Genomic DNA, 18,995 nt, shown 5'->3' on the forward strand with positions numbered 1-18,995 from the left:
TTGATTCCCTGGGAGCGAGGCCATGCTTTCGGGGAATCTTTATTTATAGAATTAAAGTATAGTATGATTCTTAGTTTCTGAAAATAGCAGTTGATCACAGTACTTAACATAAGAATTAAAAAGAACAACACATTTAGTAGAGTAGTTTTTTGTATTGTCTTCTAAACGATCCTGTTTTGAGTGATGTCACTCGTTTTTGATGCATCTTCTGTTATCCAGAAAAACTCCTTTAGATTTATATTTAATGTTCTAATAAGATCTAATTTGATCGAAGAATAGAAAGTCACAGGATGTAAAATGAGGGAATATCGTTGTAGATAATTTAGCAATTGTAATATAGATATAAAAAATAGGGGTGAGATTTTTTATCTCACCCCTATACATTATGTTAATAATTATCTAGAATATTGACTAGTTCAAATCCCAGAAAAGTTTTGTTTCTGCAAGATCACCACCTATTGCGGTAGAGGCAGCTTGCCAGTTTGTACCATTTAAGGTTTGTTCTATAATAGGATATGTATATCTATTAGGGAAACCAGAAACAGGTTCAGCTGGTGTCGCTAATGTTGGGAAATCTAACAACCTAATCGAAGTCCAGGCTTCGATACCTCTATTAAATAAAGCTATCCATTTTTGATTACCAATTACTTCTTTCCAAGGAGTAGTAGCAGTACTTGCCGCCAAAGCAGTATCATAGTCTACAGTTGGTTGAGCAAGATATGTCATTGCATCGGCATTTGATCCTCCCCAACTTTCTATCGATTCTACTACAGCAATATCGTAATGGCTTTTTGCTGTTCCACCCACTGCAAAAGTTCTTGCAGCAGCTTCTGCTAATAAAAACTCAACTTCTGCATAATCAAAAATTACACCAGGAGTTGCAGCAGCTTCTACATAATCAGATACATGAGAATGCGTAGAGAAACTTGATGTACTACCGATATCACCTCCAATGTACATTCCTGTACCAGGAACCTCTTCAAAATATAGTGGTCTTCTTGGATCATTTAATGTATTCATCATATCTATGATTGTAGCTGCAGCAACAAAATCTGCTCTTCCACTTAGTACTAAGTTTGCGTGAACAGGATTTGTATTAGGTGCGGCAGATAAATATGTGAAATTAGCATTATCGGCTCTACTGGTAAATACACCACTTGTAACTGCAGCTTCTACAGTAGTTTTGGCAAAAGCATTATCTACATCAGATAACAGGATACCCATTCTAAGCTTTAAGGAAGCAGCAAACTTTTTCCATAGCGATACATCTCCGCCATAAATATTATCGGCAGTTCCAAAACTTCCTTTAGTAGTATCTAATGCATCAATAGCAACTGTGAGTCTTCCAACCAAGGCTTTGTAAACTGTTTCACCATCATCATATGCAGGTAATAAGTCATCGATATCCAAGGCTTCGGTGTAAGGAACATTTCCAAAAGTTTCTATTAATACACTATACGCATAAATTGTTAATATTTCTATTACTTGAAGTTTATTGGCTTTAGTCTCAATGTCCTCAGGAAGCGAATATTTAGTATCTGTTATGATTTTAGAAGCTTCGTCTAAATCTTTTAAAACATCTTTATAAAGAACGCTCCAGTGTGTAGCAGGAATAGTTCTTGTTACCTGGTCATAATTACTTTCGTCTGTATAGGTCGTCTCTTGTAAATATTGCGCCCAAAGTTTTGTGTTATTATTGTTCACATTTAGGTCAACCATTTGATCAACCAAATTCTTCTGTGCACCCGTAAATAAAGTTTCACCAGGAACAGAAGATGGATCTTTAATATTCTCGTTCAAACTCTCGAGGTTGTCTGAACAAGATGCTATAATTACTGCTGTAATTAGAATTAATATTTTTTTCATCTTTATTTTTTTAGAATTGTAATTTTAAGTTGAAACCTATGTCTCTGGTGGTTGGTAAAGAACCTACAGAATACCCTTGTAAGTTACCAGAACTCAAACCACTTTCTGGATCAGCATGTGGAAGATCTTTGTCGATAATCCAAAGGTTAGAACCAATTACACTAAAAGAAACATCATTTAAGAATGTTTTTTGAATTAATTTTTTAGGGAAACTATAGGTTATAGCAACTTCTCTTAATTTTACGAAACTTGCATCATATACAAAAGCGGCATCAGGTAATCCTCTTCTGTATCCAAAGGCACCAAATCGATCTGCTCTAATTCTTGTAGTATTAGTAGATCCGTCAGGATTAACTCCAGGATTGATAAAACCACCACCGTTTGCCAAGGTGTTTCTTACAGGGTTTCCTAGGTCATTGATAAAGGCAGTTTCTTCATATAAACCTGTCGCTTGCCCATAGTATTGATCCAAAGACCAAATACTTCCTCCTTGCTGGATGTCAATTAGGAAACTAAGTGCAATGTTTTTATAATTAAACTTATTAGAAATACCCATTAACCAATCTGGATTAGTATCACCAATATTGTTGTTAGATGCAGCAGTTTTTATATATTGACCATTAGACTCATCTACAACTCTTTGACCATTTAGATAGGTGTAATCTGTTCCTTGGATTATCCCATAAGGCTGTCCTACAGTTGCATTAATTGTTATTCCTCCTTGAAAAGAACCTAATTGTAAGTTTTCTATCCCATCTTCTAATGAAACTACAATATTTTCATTTTTAGACCAGTTTACGTTTACATCCCAGCTAAAATTTTGTGTTTCTACAGGGGTTCCGTATATAGACAATTCAACACCTTTATTTTCAATTTCTCCGGCATTTAAGATCTTAGAAGTATATCCGGTTCCTCTACTAACAGGAACTCCAAAAATTTGATCGATAGAATTGTTTTTATAATATGCAATATCAAACCCAAGTCTGTTTTGTAGAAGTTTCATTTCCAGTCCAAGCTCAATACTTGTTGTTGTTTCTGGTTTTAGATTTGGATTCTTTTTTATGTTTCCTACAGAAGTACTTGCACTTCCTATCGGAGTGTTTACATTATAACTATCATATAAGAAATCAAAAGGAGCACTATTACCTACTTCTGCATAGTTAGCTCTTAGTTTACCAAATGAAATGAATTCGGCATCGATAAGATTAGAAAAGACAAAACTAGCGGCAATAGAAGGGTAATAGAAAGTACTGTTTCCTTTTGGTAATGAAGAAGAATGATCTCTTCGTAAAGTTCCGTCAAGGAAATAAGTTTGTTTGTATCCTAATGATGCACTTACGTAGATACCATCTACACCAATTTTTTCATCTCTTTCTGCAGGTAATGGAAGCGGTCCTGCACTATTTTGTAATGAGTATAATCTAGGAACACTTAGTCCACCACTTGTAGAGGCGTGAACCGATTGAAAATGATTTCTTCTAATGTTGGTACCTAATATTCCCTTGATATTTAATTCTTCGGTTAAATCTTTATGGAAATTAAGCATTAAGTCATAATTCGTTTCTGTATTTCTGATGTCTTTTCTTCCGTATCCAGAATTTACTGTTGGCCTAGTCCCATCACTAGAGATAACACCAAATGCAGTAGCGACACTACCATTTGCTCTTCTTTCTTCTTGTAATTCAGAGTATGTATCGGTAGCAACTCTACCCGTAATATCAAACCAATCGGTTACTTTATAATTTAAAGAAACATTACCTAAGAAACGATTTCTCATATCGGTTTGGTAGTTTTCATATCTTGTCCAGTATGGGTTATCCCAATAGATTGGAAGAGATCCTGCATCTCTGCTGGCTGGGTTCCAGGTAACATTTCTTCCTGTAGAAAAATAAATAGCTTCTTGTTGTCTTATGTCTACATTAGTTTGCCACCATTGTTTAAAATTACCAATGATGTTATCGTTATACCCTGTTGAGTTACGACCAAGACCATTTGTTTTGATATAATTAGCGTATCCTGTAGCTGTTAATCGCTCACTAAGCTTATAACTTCCACTCATAGAAAAATTATGTCTTTTGATAGAGCTATTTGGTAACAAACCAGTTTGATCAAAATGCGTATAGTTTAACCTAAAAGTACCAGCATCAAATCCTTTATCTAAGGAGATAGAATTTGTAACAGTTACCGGAGTTTCAAAAAAGGTAATAGGACCATTCTTAGCATTTACCCATGGAGTAGGTGTTCTGTAATTCGGAGAATCAGGGTCAAAAGCATCCCATTGATACACTAAAATGTTAGAATCAAAGGCAGCTCCATAAGATGCATCTTCTGTTAAAGGAGTTACAAAATCTAAATTACCATCACCGTCAATATCTACTAAATCTAAATAGCTGTCTTCTCCTGGTCCATAATAAGGTCCGTAACCACCACCATATTGATCTTGATATTTGGCAAATGTACTTTTGTCGATAGATCCGAATGTTAATCCAGAACTAATAGTAATTCCCATACCTTTGGATTTACCTCCTTTTTTGGTAGTAATCATAATCACACCATTTGCAGCTCTGGATCCATAAAGAGCAGATGCAGCAGCACCTTTTAGAACATTTATAGATTCTATATCATCTGGATTAATATCTGATGCAGCATTACCATAATCATAATATCCTCCTTGAGCTTGTCCCTGACCAGCAGAGTTGGTATTAGTGTTATTGATAGGAATACCATCAATAACGAATAAAGCCTGGTTACTTCCAGTTAAAGAAGCATTACCTCTAATAACCACATTGGTAGACCCTCCTAAGTTATTATTTCTTTTAATTTGAAGACCAGAAGCTTTACCAGAAAGAGAGTTTACAAAGTTTACAGTTTTAACTTTGTTTAAATCGTCTCCATCAACTTCTTGTGTAGAATATCCTAAAGATTTTTTATCTCTAGAAATACCAAGAGCCGTAACTACTATTTCTTCTAATTGAGAAGCGGTGACTTCTAATTGTACATTAATAGTTTTTTGGGCACCTACAATTACCTCTTGATCTGCAAAACCAAGATAACTGAAAAGAAGAGTACTACCTTCAGAAGCTTGTAACGAATACATTCCGTCAAAATCTGTTTGAGTTCCACTGTTGCTACCCTTTACTATAATGTTTACACCAGGTAATGGCATGCCGCCATCGTCTGTGACCTTACCTGTAATAGGGGTTTCTTGCGCAACAGAAAATTGCGTCACTAATACCGTTAGAAGTATTAGCATGTTTTTAGTTAATAATTTCATTATTGCATGTTAATTTTTGTTAGTAAGCAAGGTTATTAAGAAAAATTAGAGGATAATAAGGATAATGTTTTTTTAACAGAAAATTAACGGGGAAACTGTAAGGATAATTTAAAAAAACGACTAATTATAATTTTTTTCTTTGTAAGGGAATTTTAGATCGTTTTAAACTTTATAACTTTTAGAACGATGAATATCGAATATTGTGATTTAGGACTCAATGTTTTTTTATAGTAATACAGGTAAATTAAAATTCACCTAGTTGTTTCGGTATTTTTAATTATGTTAGATGTAGTTAGATAGTCTTTTGATTCTAATTTTATTTTATATACATTCATCCATATTAAATAGACGAATGGGGTAGGGTAAATAAGTTTGTAAACGTTATAAATATATCTAGAACAGTTTAATATTGAATAAATTAAGTACATATTGTAGAGGTTTTATACTTGCATTGGTAATGTTTACATACTCTTGTGTAAATGATGACTCTTTTTTTCCTGATAGTATAGATGCTAAGATTACATCTACAGCGACAATAGTATCTGTCCTTAATGATATAAAGACCAGAAATTCGATAGTAAACGAAGAAGATCTGTGTTTTACTTTTAAATACCCATTAATATTTGGTTATAATACAGATTCGACCATTCGAGTTGATGACTACCAAGGATTGCTTGGAGTAATTTCTGGACAAAGCGCAAATTTTAATATAACCGGGCTACAATTTCCTATTCAGATCATGTTTAAGGGAGCCACTAGTGCGGTTCTTGTAGAGAATGAAGATGCTTTGATTAATGTGCTTAGAGAATGTGAGATAAAAACTTTCAGAGACGTTTTTAATCATTTATATAGGCAATGTTATAAATTTGAATATCCTATTATTTTAAGTGATAAAGATAATAAAGAAGTCGATATTGATAGTGAGGAAAGCTTTAGTCGTTTTCTTATAGATCAAGGCGCTAATTATCAACCGAATTTTAAGTTTCCAATATCAATATTAGTTGCTCCTGATCTTAAATCAACACGGATATCAACATATTATGAATTTTATGAAATCATAAATAATTGCGTTGGGTGTCCCGCAGTACGATTTGAAATCCAACCTTTGCAAGATAATGAGTATAGGTTTATTCCAGATATTGAGATTATGGAAGGATATCAATTGTTTTTTAAAATCAATGGAGAAGTGATTACCGATCAGGTTATTGATGGAAACCCATTTACAAGACAATTCACTCCAGGAACATATGAAACGTGTATAAAAGTAATTACGACTAACTGCCTTAAAGGTACCATTGCTTGTAAAGAAATTGTAGTAGAGCCTATTTGTCCTGTTGTTACATTTACTAATGAACGGGTTACAGGTACAAATACATATAAATTTAACCCATCTGTTATGGGAGTGAGTAATGATGTTACTATAGGTTGGTATGTAAATGAAGTTTTTATCGAAAATTCATTGTTAAGTACCGGTGTAGTAGAATTAGATTTGGATCAAGGTACAAATAATGTATGTGCAAAAGTGATAACTCCAAATTGCCCCAATGGACAACAGTTTTGTGATGAGGTAGTTGTTCCTTAACTACTCTTTATAGCGTTAATGACAGAGCGTTAAATAGTAATACGTCTTAGCTTTAAAATCCTTTTCTTTTATCAAGTATAGAACACGATATTTTTGATAATTTTGCGATAAACAAAATGAAGTCATGAAATATCACACCAGAAAAATTGTAAAACCAGGCGATTTAAATTCTAATGAGACGTTATTTGGAGGTAGATTATTAGAGTGGATAGATGAAGAAGCCGCATTGTATGCAATTATACAATTACAAAATAGAAGGGTAGTGACCAAGTTTATGTCTGAAATCAATTTTGTAAGCTCTGCGGTACAAGGTGATATTATCGAAATAGGAATGGATGTCGTGAAATTTGGAAATACTTCTTTGATTCTTAAGTGTGAAGTAAGGAATAAATTAACACGCAAAACAATTATTAAGGTAGAAAATATAACGGTGGTTAATCTTGATGTTCAAGGAAAACCCGCACCCCATGGTAAAACTAAGGTGATATACGAAAAAAAAGAGCTACCTCAGAACTAGTTTTTTGACTAATACTTTGCCTAACTCATCATTGAGGTTATCTATTATTTTTTGTCTGCCATAACTAAGTTCTTCTCTTAATACAGATGATGTAAGTTCAACATACACAGTTTCTCTTTCAAGTTTAATATTTCGAGTATACTTTGTTATTGCAGGGCCCATTATTTTTTCCCAAACATCGCGTACAGCAACCTTGTCCAACCCTTTTTGTAAATTGTTGTCAGAAACAAAGCTTTTTAAAACTTCTTCCATACTTTGATGTTCTTGATGACGTTTTGCCATTATAATTGTAGCTTTTGATATCGTTGATAAAAGTAAACATTTCCTGTTTCATTCTTGAAAATTATCTCGTTTTCTTTTGCAGAAATAATGGTTTCTTTCCATGTTGCTAACGAGTTTTTATACTGTAGTCTTACACTATCATTTTCAATAGTTATAGAAAAAATTTCCTGATTATCGGTAACTATAAAACTTCCATCTAGTTTAGGACGTACTTTTTTACGTATTCCTATCGAGTCTTTAACTTCAAAAAAGTCAATATCCTGATTGAACATATATTCTTTTTCGTTTCCATCAGATAACACTACCTTTTTAATTTCCCAATACCCATTCAGATATTGAATATATTCTTTTGGATCTGTGGTTGTACAAGAAGTAATATATAAAAGTAGTGTATAAAGTAAAACTCGTCGCATATTTTATCTGAGTGTTTTTATCTGTTTTATTAATCAGAAGATATGAGTGTTGGTTTTAGTTCTCTGATTCGTTGTTTTTTAGCTTAATGATTTTGTATGATTGGGATATTTTTTTTACCACATTTTCTGTTCGATCTGCATGGGTATCACTAATAAATAATTGTCCAAAATTTTGATCATCTACCAATTTTATAATATGTTCTACACGTTTTTCGTCGAGTTTGTCAAAAATATCGTCGAGTAAAAGTATAGGATTTACTTTACTTTGTTTTTTTATAAAATCGAATTGAGCCAGTTTTAAAGCAATAAGAAACGATTTTTGTTGTCCCTGGCTTCCAAATTTTTTAATAGGATATCCTTCAATTTCAAAAGACAAATCATCTTTGTGAACTCCCACACTAGTATATTGTAGCATTCTGTCTTTAGAAAGATTCTGTTCTAAAAGAGTTAGTAAATTAGTTTCAGATAACTTACTTTGGTAAGAAAGAGTAACGCTTTCCTTACCAGAGCTAATTGCTTGATATCTGTTTTCGAAAATAGGAATAAAAATCTCTAAAAATGCTGCTCTTTTTTCATAGATAATACTACCGTATTCATGCATTTGCTGGTTGTACACCTCTAATGTGGTAGGATCAAAAGTGTTGTTAGCGATAAAGTACTTTAGTAGAGAATTACGCTGTGATACAATTTTAGAATATTTTAATAATGTTTTTAGATAAGATTGATCACTCTGAGAAATTACACCATCTATGAATTTACGGCGAGTGTCACTCCCTTCTGTAATCAGATCTCTATCTGCCGGAGAAATAATTACCAAAGGCAAAAAACCAATATGCTCGCTAAAAGTATCGTATATTTTTGCGTTGCGTTTGATTACTTTTTTTTGCCCTCTTTTTGCACTTACAATAACTTTTTCATCACGATCTTCTTTTGTGTAAAGACCATCGATGACAAAAAAATCGGCATTATGTTTAATGTTTTGACTGGTAATTGGATTAAAATAGCTTTTACCAAATGACAAATGATAAATAGCATCCAGAATATTTGTTTTTCCGACTCCATTATTTCCGACAAGACAGTTTATCTTATCATCAAATTCAAAATTGATGGACTCAAAATTTTTATAATTAAGTAAAGAAAGAGATTTTAAAATCATAAAATAGTGATCATCAAGGAGTATCGACTTTAATAGAATTCTTAGTTAATCGACGCAAATTATTGAAAAATAATAAATAGTTGTGCTTTTAATTGTGAATAAATATTTTATTTTTGCCGTTCATTAAAGCAAATTTATGGCAACTTACAAGAAACGTGGACACAAACCAAAAAACAAAGCTGAAGAAGTTGAGCAAATAGAAGATAATTCAACAACTGCTGAGGTATTTAATACCTTAGATGAAGGAGCTTCTAAAACTGAAGAATGGGTTGCAGCTAATCAAAAATACATACTAGGTGCTGTTGGAATGATAGCCGTTGTGATATTAGGATATCTTGGATTTCAGAAATTTATCCAGGAACCAAAAGAGGAAGAGGCAGCTAATGAGATGTTTACAGCGCAACAGTATTTTGATAATGCAGTTAATGGTAACTCTAAACTTAGTGATTCATTATACACTTTAGCGCTTAATGGAGGAGAAGGAAAATATGGTTTTTTAGGAATTATAGAAAACTATGGTAGTACCGATGCAGCTAATCTATCTAACTACTACGCTGGATTTTCTTACCTAAATATGAATAAATATCAGGAAGCTATCAATTACCTTGATAGTTTTAAGAGCGATGACGATATATTAGGTCCTTTGGCTCTTGGTGGTATAGGAGATGCATTTTCTCAACTTGATCAAACAGAAGAAGCATTAGGGTATTATGAAAAAGCTGTTAAAGCAAAGACTAATGACTTTACCACTCCAAAGTTTTTATTAAAAGCAGCAATTACTGCAATATCTCTTAATAAACCAGAAGTTGCAATTCCATATTTAGAACGAATTAAAGAAGAGTTCCCTAAGAGTGTAGAAGCTAACCAGGCAGACGTTCATTTAGGTAAAGCACAGGCAATGAAGTAATAGTTTTGTGGTTCCGGTTTTTAGTTTTTTTACTGAAACCTGAAACCCGAGACGCAAAATCAATATGGCTACAGAAAATAAAAATTTATCACAATACGATAAAACAACTATCCCAAATGCGAAAAATTTTCGGTTTGGGATTGTTGTTTCAGAATGGAATGAAGAAATTACCGAAGGACTGTTTCAAGGTGCATTTGATGCATTTATAGATTGTGGAGCAGTAAAAGAAAATATAGTACGGTGGAATGTACCTGGGAGTTTCGAATTGATATACGGATGTAAGAAAATGCAGGAATCCTTTGATATGCTCGATGCAGTTGTTGCTATAGGATCTGTTATACAAGGAGAAACCAAACATTTTGACTTTGTTTGTGACGGTGTTACACAAGGAATCAAGGATTTAAATATCGCTAGTGATATCCCTGTAATCTTTTGTGTACTTACAGATAACACACTACAACAATCTATTGATCGTTCTGGAGGTAAACATGGTAATAAAGGAACAGAAGCAGCAATTGCGGCTATCAAGATGGCGCAATTGCGTAAAGATGCAACCTTTTATAAATAAGAATTCTCTGGCTAAAATCTAAGCGGCATAATCTTTGTTATTTATATTTTGATGTTATTGTAATGCTAAAAGCTTTACATTACAATGCTTTTTAAGTATATTTGGATAATCAAAAAGATAGAGCAGATTGTGAAGTTAAGTATCCCAAAAAGAAGAAAAAACCGTAGATTCAATTACACACCAAGGTACTATGAAGGTAAAAGTGGGGGTAATATCTATGATTTTGAGAACAAAATTACCAAATACAGGGATGCTACAAATGATATAGATTTTGGTTCACACTGGGCAGAAGCCCGTAAATCGAGCCGTAATCGAGGTAATCGCGAAATTAATAGAAAGGTTATTTATATTGCAATGATCCTGATCTTCATCTTTTTGTATATAATTGATTTTGATTTATCCATATTTACTGCACGACGATAGATGTCTGATATCATTCAACTATTACCAGATCACGTAGCTAATCAAATTGCTGCCGGAGAGGTGGTTCAACGACCAGCCTCGGTAGTGAAAGAGCTGTTAGAGAACGCAATTGATGCTCAGGCTACACATATAAAATTAATCATAAAAGAAGCTGGTAAAACTCTTATTCAGGTTATTGATAATGGATCAGGAATGAGCGTTACCGATGCCAGACTGAGTTTTGAGCGCCATGCTACTTCAAAAATAAAAGCCGCAGAAGATCTTTTCGAATTAAACACCAAAGGTTTTAGAGGAGAAGCCCTTGCTTCTATTGCTGCTATTGCTCATGTAGAGTTAAAAACGAAACAAGAAGAAGATGAGGTAGGTACCGAGATTAACATCGAAGGTAGCGAAGTAATTTCTCAAGAAGTATGCGTAACACCCAAAGGAACCTCTATAAGTGTCAAAAATTTATTTTATAATATTCCCGCACGGCGAAATTTTTTAAAATCAAATGCTGTAGAACTACGTCATATTATTGATGAATTCCATCGGGTAACCATGGCGCATCATTCTATTAAATTTGATATGTATCATAATGGTAGTGAAATTTTTAATTTACCTATTTCAAATTGTCGCCAGCGTATCGTAAATATTTTTGGAGGAAAAACCAATGAAAAACTTGTCCCTGTCAAAGAAGAAACAGACTTGGTGACTATTAGTGGATTTATAGGAAAACCAGAATATGCCAAACGTACCCGTGGTGAGCAGTTTTTCTTTGTTAATAATAGATTTATTAAGAGTGGTTATTTAAACCATGCTGTTAATGCCGCATTCGAAGGGTTGCTAAAAGATAAAGCACACCCTAGCTATTTTGTATATCTTACAGTAGATCCCAAATCAATAGATATTAATATCCACCCTACTAAGACCGAAATTAAATTCGAAGATGAGCATGCGTTGTATGCTATGCTAAGAGCTTCGATAAAACATAGTCTGGGGCAATTTAACGTAGCACCCGTGTTAGATTTTAACAGAGACGCTTCGATGGATACACCGTACGAGTATAAAAGTAAAACTGCTCAGACACCTACAATAGAGGTAGATCGTAATTTTAATCCGTTTAAAGAAGAAAAAGTATCTGGTTCTGGTGGGGGTTCATTTTCAGGCAAAAGCCATGCATCGTTTAAAAAAGAGTCTGCCGGAGACTGGGAAAACCTATATGTGGGTTTAGAATCTGAAATGACAACTACCAAGCCCACAGAAAATGATTTTTCCTCTGTAGAATTCGAAAGCACAGAAGTTACAGGGTCATTGTTTGAGTCTGATGAAAAAAAGGTTGGGCATCATACAACCTATCAGCTTAGAAAAAAATATATCGTTACTACTATTAAGAGTGGAATGGTGATTGTAAATCAACACCGCGCACACCAAAGAATATTGTATGAAGAATTACTACGCAATATTACTATGGCAAGTGCAGTAAGTCAACAACTTTTATTTCCGCTTACACTTTCTTTTACCAAAAAAGAGATCGAACTTCTTACTACTGTAAAAGAACAGCTCGAAAATACAGGGTTCGTTTTTGGAGAGTTATCCCCCGGAGAAGTTGAAATTACAGGAATACCATCGGTTACTTCAGAAAAAGAGGTTGCTCAACTTTTAGAGCAACTTATCAGTGATCTTGAAGAAGAGGTGCCAGATAGTGGTTTTTCTCAAACCGATCTGCTTGCAAGATCCATTTCAAAAAGTATTGCAGTACGAGCAGGAGTAGAATTGGCTTCAGAACAACAGCAGTATATGGTAAATAGCCTATTTGCATGTACCGAGCCTACAATAACACCAAATAATAAGCCGACTTTCATCACGTTAACAGTAGATGAAATCGATAAGAAATTTTAATATATAAATGGGGAGAATTACAGATACAGTAAAAGGGTTATTAATTATTAATGTCATTTTTTTTGTAGGATCTTTATCTCTGGGAAATAATGCTTTTGAATGGTTTGCACTCTGGTTTCCTAAAAATGATAATTTTCAAGTATGGCAAATTGTTTCCCATATGTTTATGCATGCAGATGCAGGACATATCTTTTTTAATATGTTTGCTTTATACATGTTCGGAAGTCATCTTGAAAGCTCTATTGGTCAGAAAAAATTTCTTTTTATCTACTTTTTTTCAGGTCTTGGTGCGGTAGGTTTTCAAATTCTATTTTCATATTTTCAGTTTACCCCGGGATATCAGGCATATTTAGATGCAGGTTTTTCTCCTGCTGAAGTTGGTAAATTTATACAAGATACTGTTGCTTCTGGTCAATATAAAGTGTACCCTAATATACCACAAGAAGTTACTGAGAGGATGATCGGAGCTTATGTAACACCTATGGTGGGAGCTTCGGGTGCTATTTTTGGAATATTAGCAGCATTTGCAGTACTATATCCTAATTTACCATTATACATAATTTTTATTCCCATTCCTATTAAAGCAAAATATTTGATAGGAGGTTATTTTTTATTAGATCTTTATGGAGGAATAACAGGGCAAGCAATTTTAGGCCCTTCTAATGTAGCGCATTGGGCACATATAGGTGGTGCTGTAATTGGGTTTGTTACCATGTGGTATTGGAAAAAGAATTCGTTCAATGATAAACGGTGGTATTAATCGATGACAACTAATAATCTATCATATCAATTTAAAACAGCTAATGTAATCATTAAGCTTATTGTGATTAATGTAGCCTTATTTTTATTCGCTACACTAGGATCCTGGATTTTTAAAACAAGTCCAGGCGCTTTGATGGAGTGGTTTGTTTTACCTGTTGATCCAGGATCACTAATACTACAGCCCTGGAGCATGCTCACGTATAGTTTTCTGCATTTTGATTTTTGGCATATTTTCTGGAATATGCTGGTGCTATACTGGTTTGGGCAATATGTTTTAAACTTATTTACCGAAAAAAGATTTCTCACGATTTACTTATTGGGTGCTATCTGCGGAGGATTATTATTTGTGCTGGCATATAATCTGTTTCCCGTTTTAAATAACACATTAGCATATCTAATCGGTGCCTCGGCAGCCGTTCGTGCCATTATGATTTTTATTGCGGCGTATACACCAAATTCTGAAGTACGAATCTTTGTTTTTAATGTTAAGTTATGGCAGATAGGAGTGTTTGTAGTGCTTTCTGATCTAATTCAAATCCCGACCTCTGGTAACGCAGGCGGATTGATCGCTCATTTGGGAGGTGCACTTTTTGGTTATATATATGCAGTTCAGCTTAAAAAAGGAAATGATATCGGTTCCTGGTTCGAAAAATTGATGGATGGATTAAGTGCTATGTTTATTCCTAAAAAGAAAAGTCCGTTAAAGACAGTTCATAAATCAAAAACTCATAAAAGAGCTCCTAAAAAAACAGTGACTTCTGCAACCAAAACGCCTAATCAGAAACAAATCGATGCTATTTTGGATAAAATTAGTAAAAGCGGCTATGATAGTTTAACCAAAGAAGAGAAAGATTTTTTGTTTAAAGCAGGGAAGGAGTAGTTATGAGGAAAATAGTTAGCAAGATCGTCTTTTTGATGAACGCTATGGCAGCTTTTGCCTTATTGCTATCTTATTTATTACCTTATGTTTCTCCAAAAATGTTTCCGCTATTATCGGTTCTAAGTTTGGCAGTACCCATACTAATTGTGATCAATGTATTGTTTCTGTTTTTTTGGGCAGTACAACTCAATAAAAAAGGAATACTTTCTCTTGTTGCGCTAATTCTTGGTATTTCTCATGTGTCTTCATTATATAAATTAAGAGGAAAATCGGCTGATGAGATCGAGGATGGTATTTCATTAATGAGTTATAATGTGCATAGCTTTAATCGTTTTTTTTGGATAACTTCGGAGACCATCCCTCAGGATATTTCAAAATTGGTGAAAGATCAAAATCCAGATGTGTTTTGCGCTCAGGAGTATTATAACAATCCAGATATCGACTTTACTCAATATCCAAATAAGTATGAATATTTTAATCACAATAGTAGGGAGTTGGCATTGGTGATCTTTTCAAAATATCCATTTATTAATAAAGGATCTTTAAATTTTGAGAATACGGCCAACAATGTGATTTTTGCAGATGTGGCATTTCCTAAGGATACGATTAGGATATATAATATTCATTTACAATCCCATAGAATTAGTTCTAAAACAGACGATCTGGCTAAAGCAGATTCTCAAAAATTATTAAAACGTATCGGAGTATCTTTTAAAAGGCAACAAACTCAGACAGAACAGCTCATCGAGCATATGAAATCTTCTCCGTATAGAAATATTGTGATGGGTGATTTTAATAACACGGCATATTCATATGTGTATGATAAAATTAGATCAGAAAATCTTCAGGATACTTTTAAGAAAGCAGGAAAAGGATTTGGTAAAACTTTTAAGTTCGAATTGTTTCCGGCCAGAATTGATTTTATTTTAGTGCCCGAAGAATTCGAAGTACTAGGGTTTCAAAGTTTTGATCTAGAACTTTCAGATCATTATCCAATTCTATCAAAAATAAAGTTTTAAGCTTTACAATAGTACGTATCTGATATTACAATCCATCTATACTAGTCGAGTAATTCTTCATTTCTGCTTCCCAATCCTTATAGAAAACTGCATGTTTGTTTTTCATCATTAACCTCATTTTTTCTTTTACGGCTTGTTGTATTTGCTGAGGCAATCCATAGAATTTTTGACTGATTTTAGTTAACCTTCCATCATAATCACTATTCTGATGTCTAATGGTTACTCTTCTTTTGTTATGATAGATAATAATCTTTACTCTGCCATCTGTATACCCATCTTGACCCATAGTACCATAAACCAATATAAGATCTGCCAGGCCATCCTTGTCTATGTCAGATATTTCTGAGTATGTATTCCAAAATCCAATCGATGATTCCCAGTCTTTGTCTATGTCATCTTTTAATGCAGACCTTTTTTTAAACTTCTTACTTTTATAAGACACGTTGAGTACTTTTATCTGATCATACAGGGAGTCATTTTTTTCATCGGTTTCTTTGAAACGTTCTGCTAATAACAGATAGTTTTCTCCTGAATCATCTTTATATGAATATGCCTGATGAATAGGATATTCAATGTCTAACTGCCTTCTTACTCTTTTGGTAAAAGTGGATGTGATCTCCTTGTTGGAAAGCTTACGGGCAATTTGAGGATCATATGAAATAGAATCAGATCTATTAAGCTCTACTTTGATGGTAGAATCCTCTTTTGTTACTTGTTGATCTGTATTGTTATTAGAATCTTTTGCTTGTTTTCCACAAGAAAATAAGGTGATTATTACGATAAAAAATAGAAACTTGTTCATAGATAAAAAATGAATTAGAAGTAGCTTATTAGTACCAGTTTTGTAATAAATGTAATCATTATTTTGTGAAATAGAGCGTATTGACCATAATTTACATCATCAGACAATCAAGACAATCAGTAAGTATATGCCAAATTAAAGCTAAACCAATAATTCTTGTCTTTGAGAAAAATGATAGTATGCCGTATACTGCAATAGCATAGTAGCTATGCAATGGATGATATCCAATACTACATCGATTGGAATCAAAAATTGGATCTGCTAAAAGATGATCGATATCGATTAACATGGCAGCTATAAATAGAATATAAACTTTTTTCCACTGTTTGGGGAAGAAGAGTATTGCGATCAATAAAGGAATTATAAAATGAAATCCATAGTGTAAGATTGGGCGAATCATAGAAAAACAGATTGATGCTCCAGGTAGGTTAGGGCATTGGTCCCTTCGTTAAATATCAAATCCAAAATAGAAAGGTTAGGAATAAAACCATGTTTATCTTCAAAAACCTGGATGTATGGCTGAAGAGAGTCTGATTTTTCTTTTTTTGCATTCACCAGACCTCGCAAATCAGTAGTTTCTTTGGGGTCTTTATCATATGTTGTGGTTTTAGAAAAAGAAATATCTAATTGGAGGCAATCTAATACAACTTGTATACACTCATAATTAAAATCCAGAAGAAATTCTCTGGGTTTTTCAAATAAATGAACAAATTCATCTTCATAATACTCGAAAAACGGTGAAGTTCTGTAAGCGGTTTCAAGAGACTTCCAATGTAGTGTTTGCCACTGAAAATCGTTCTCTATACGAACATCTCTATACAATTTCCTTTCTTGCTTTTGACTATGTTTAATAGGAATAGATAATAAAAGTTTACCATTTGCTCCATAGACATAAGTACGATTACGATAGGTTTGTTTTTGATAATTATCTTCATTTTCAAAAACAACAGCATCAGATTGGGCTATAGCTACATATTGTAATATAGATCCAAAATACGTAGGATGGAGTAGAGATGTTTTCAATTTTATACTACTGAGTGTTAAGCTCTTTTTTTCCTCTTGCGGTATTGATTATAGATAATCCAACCAGCTAAAACAATAAGGAAATATTTAAAATAGGACACTGGTTTTCCACTTCCTCCAACAGTAGTGAACATACGTTCCCATCGTATTTTATTAAAAAGTCCTTTAGCATTAGAATCCCAGCTAAACCATACAAAAACAGGCTTTCCTACAATATGATTGGCAGGAACATAGCCCCATACACGGCTATCCTCACTATTATGACGATTGTCTCCCATCATCCAGTAATAATCTTGTTTAAAAGTATAGCTATCTATAGGTTGTCCATTAAGGAGTACTTGTGTACCATTTACAGATAATTTATTATCAATTCCCATTTCAGAACCTTCATAGACTTCTATAATTCTTCTGTAAAGAGAAAAGCTTTTGAGGTCCATTTTCACAGTTTTACCAGCTTCAGGAATATAAATTGCGCCAAAATTATCCGAATTCCAGTTCACCTTACCATTATTAGGAAAGATTTTAGGATCTTTTAAGCCTTTTGGAGTTACATTTCGCTGTATACTTGCTACGTTTTGATGATTTTTAAATCGAGAAGCAGCTTCCTCGGTCATTCCTGCAGCACTAAATTGCGAATTGTTATACCCAAATTCGTTGTTCTTTATTTTGTAACGATTGTATAAATTTTGAAGGTTGAAACTACTACCTTTTGTAGTTCCAGAATATGAAAACTGTAATTGTGCTCGTTCTGGTAATTTAGTTTGTTTTCCATCAATATGAACAAAACCATCTACGACAGCCAAAGAATCTCCAGGGATACCTACACAACGTTTTACATAATTAGATTTTTTATCTATAGGTTTATAATGATATTTGCCATCACCATACTGCTGAAAAGCATTTACAGTATCTATTGGCCAGCTAAACACTACAATATCATTACGTTTGATTTTTTGAAAACCAGGTAGTCTAAAATATGGATATTGCGGTTTGTTGGTATATGATTTGGTTCGTACCAAAGGGATTGTATCATGAACCATAGGAAAAGATACCGCTGTCATAGGAGTACGAGCGCCATAATGAAACTTACTTACAAATAAGAAATCCCCTACCAGCAATGTTCTTTCTAAAGAACCAGTAGGAATGGTATAGGGTTGCATAAAATAAGTATGTACTATAGTTGCAGCAACGATAGCAAATAGAATCGAACTAACCCATTCTCCTGTAGCAGTTCTTGGTTTTAGGTCTCGATCTTCAATATAGGTTACATCGAGCATGTAGTTTACATAAAAGATATAAAACCCAAGAGTAACGATCACCAGGATAGTATCTGTTGTAGAGTTCTTGCCAAAACTTCTTATCGTTTCTACCCAAATAACAGGTAGCATAATAACATTAATTACAGGGATAAATAATAATATCACCCACCACCATGGGCGATTTATAATTTTCATTAAAATTACAGCATTATATACGGGGATAAGAGCTTCCCATGCTTTTCTACCCGCTTTAACATATAATTTCCAGGTTCCCAGAAAATGAATAACCTGTAGTATCAGAAAAAAAATAAACCACTCTGTAAGTATCATCTTTAAATATATTTTTAATATAAGTACCTTTTCTTTGTAAAGCGTTACACT

18 protein-coding genes are annotated in these 18,995 nt (G+C 33.6%); 9 read left to right on the top strand and 9 right to left on the bottom strand.

The genetic code is table 11. The annotated features are described in order from the left end of the window. Window positions 1–411: 411 nt before the first annotated feature. Window positions 412–1,866: a SusD/RagB family nutrient-binding outer membrane lipoprotein gene (locus tag NNL09_RS14760; protein ID WP_196909687.1), complete on the bottom strand. Its 1,455-nt coding sequence runs from the start codon at window positions 1,864–1,866 to the stop codon at window positions 412–414. A gap of 10 nt (window positions 1,867–1,876) precedes the next feature. Further along, window positions 1,877–5,140, bottom strand: coding sequence for a SusC/RagA family TonB-linked outer membrane protein (locus NNL09_RS14765; protein WP_196909688.1), 3,264 nt, complete (start codon window positions 5,138–5,140; stop codon window positions 1,877–1,879). A 409-nt stretch (window positions 5,141–5,549) separates the two neighbouring features. On the opposite strand from NNL09_RS14765, the gene NNL09_RS14770 reads away from it, so the two are divergent. Both NNL09_RS14770 and NNL09_RS14775 read left to right on the top strand, forming a co-directional pair. Then, complete coding sequence (locus tag NNL09_RS14770; RefSeq protein WP_196909689.1) at window positions 5,550–6,722, top strand: hypothetical protein; 1,173 nt, start codon at window positions 5,550–5,552, stop codon at window positions 6,720–6,722. A gap of 124 nt (window positions 6,723–6,846) precedes the next feature. Further along, entirely contained in the window at window positions 6,847–7,239 is a 393-nt protein-coding gene (locus tag NNL09_RS14775) for an acyl-CoA thioesterase (RefSeq protein WP_025666283.1), read from the top strand. Here NNL09_RS14775 and NNL09_RS14780 read toward each other — a convergent pair. The 3 genes from NNL09_RS14780 to NNL09_RS14790 are packed head-to-tail and all read right to left on the bottom strand — an operon-like array spanning window position 7,225 to window position 9,090. Further along, entirely contained in the window at window positions 7,225–7,521 is a 297-nt protein-coding gene (locus NNL09_RS14780) for a DUF721 domain-containing protein (protein ID WP_074408016.1), read from the bottom strand. The two genes, NNL09_RS14775 and NNL09_RS14780, sit on opposite strands and share 15 nt — an antisense overlap. Continuing rightward, on the bottom strand, window positions 7,521–7,934 hold the full coding sequence (locus NNL09_RS14785; protein ID WP_025666285.1) for a hypothetical protein: 414 nt from the start codon (window positions 7,932–7,934) through the stop codon (window positions 7,521–7,523). Before NNL09_RS14785 ends, NNL09_RS14780 begins: the two co-directional genes overlap by 1 nt. 55 nt (window positions 7,935–7,989) lie before the next feature. Continuing rightward, a complete protein-coding gene (locus NNL09_RS14790) occupies window positions 7,990–9,090 on the bottom strand; it encodes a DNA replication/repair protein RecF (RefSeq protein ID WP_025666286.1) in 1,101 nt (366 codons plus the stop codon). 136 nt (window positions 9,091–9,226) lie between these two features. Between NNL09_RS14790 and NNL09_RS14795 the strand changes: the two genes are divergently transcribed. The 7 genes from NNL09_RS14795 to NNL09_RS14825 all read left to right on the top strand — a co-directional run bounded on the left by NNL09_RS14795 (window position 9,227) and on the right by NNL09_RS14825 (window position 15,530). Next, window positions 9,227–9,997 carry a tetratricopeptide repeat protein gene (locus tag NNL09_RS14795; protein WP_025666287.1) on the top strand — a complete coding sequence of 257 codons (771 nt, stop codon included), beginning with the start codon at window positions 9,227–9,229 and terminating at the stop codon, window positions 9,995–9,997. 64 nt (window positions 9,998–10,061) lie between these two features. Then, window positions 10,062–10,565: a 6,7-dimethyl-8-ribityllumazine synthase gene (ribH, locus tag NNL09_RS14800; protein ID WP_025666288.1), complete on the top strand. Its 504-nt coding sequence runs from the start codon at window positions 10,062–10,064 to the stop codon at window positions 10,563–10,565. A 126-nt stretch (window positions 10,566–10,691) separates the two neighbouring features. Continuing rightward, the gene (locus tag NNL09_RS14805) at window positions 10,692–10,988 is read left to right on the top strand and encodes a hypothetical protein (protein WP_035096386.1); all 297 of its coding nucleotides are present in this window, start codon (window positions 10,692–10,694) and stop codon (window positions 10,986–10,988) included. Beyond that, window positions 10,989–12,869: a DNA mismatch repair endonuclease MutL gene (mutL, locus tag NNL09_RS14810; protein ID WP_025666290.1), complete on the top strand. Its 1,881-nt coding sequence runs from the start codon at window positions 10,989–10,991 to the stop codon at window positions 12,867–12,869. It begins immediately after the preceding gene. Between the two features lie 7 nt (window positions 12,870–12,876). Beyond that, complete coding sequence (locus NNL09_RS14815; RefSeq protein ID WP_025666291.1) at window positions 12,877–13,629, top strand: rhomboid family intramembrane serine protease; 753 nt, start codon at window positions 12,877–12,879, stop codon at window positions 13,627–13,629. Between the two features lie 3 nt (window positions 13,630–13,632). After that, on the top strand, window positions 13,633–14,511 hold the full coding sequence (locus NNL09_RS14820) for a rhomboid family intramembrane serine protease (protein ID WP_025666292.1): 879 nt from the start codon (window positions 13,633–13,635) through the stop codon (window positions 14,509–14,511). 2 nt (window positions 14,512–14,513) lie between these two features. Continuing rightward, window positions 14,514–15,530, top strand: coding sequence for an endonuclease/exonuclease/phosphatase family protein (locus tag NNL09_RS14825; RefSeq protein WP_196909690.1), 1,017 nt, complete (start codon window positions 14,514–14,516; stop codon window positions 15,528–15,530). Window positions 15,531–15,555: 25 nt separating this feature from the next. Here NNL09_RS14825 and NNL09_RS14830 read toward each other — a convergent pair whose 3' ends face one another. From NNL09_RS14830 to lepB, 4 genes are all read right to left on the bottom strand, one after another. Further along, the gene (locus tag NNL09_RS14830) at window positions 15,556–16,332 is read right to left on the bottom strand and encodes a M949_RS01915 family surface polysaccharide biosynthesis protein (RefSeq protein ID WP_196909691.1); all 777 of its coding nucleotides are present in this window, start codon (window positions 16,330–16,332) and stop codon (window positions 15,556–15,558) included. 91 nt (window positions 16,333–16,423) lie between these two features. Beyond that, window positions 16,424–16,732, bottom strand: coding sequence for a DUF6122 family protein (locus NNL09_RS14835; protein ID WP_025666295.1), 309 nt, complete (start codon window positions 16,730–16,732; stop codon window positions 16,424–16,426). Next, the gene (locus tag NNL09_RS14840; protein ID WP_025666296.1) at window positions 16,729–17,355 is read right to left on the bottom strand and encodes a WbqC family protein; all 627 of its coding nucleotides are present in this window, start codon (window positions 17,353–17,355) and stop codon (window positions 16,729–16,731) included. Before NNL09_RS14840 ends, NNL09_RS14835 begins: the two co-directional genes overlap by 4 nt. Before the next feature lie 17 nt (window positions 17,356–17,372). Further along, on the bottom strand, window positions 17,373–18,944 hold the full coding sequence (gene lepB / locus NNL09_RS14845) for a signal peptidase I (protein ID WP_196909692.1): 1,572 nt from the start codon (window positions 18,942–18,944) through the stop codon (window positions 17,373–17,375). Window positions 18,945–18,995: the final 51 nt, after the last annotated feature.

This window comes from Aquimarina sp. EL_43 (genome assembly GCF_943422735.1).
GTDB classification, from domain to species: Bacteria; Bacteroidota; Bacteroidia; order Flavobacteriales; family Flavobacteriaceae; genus Aquimarina; species Aquimarina megaterium.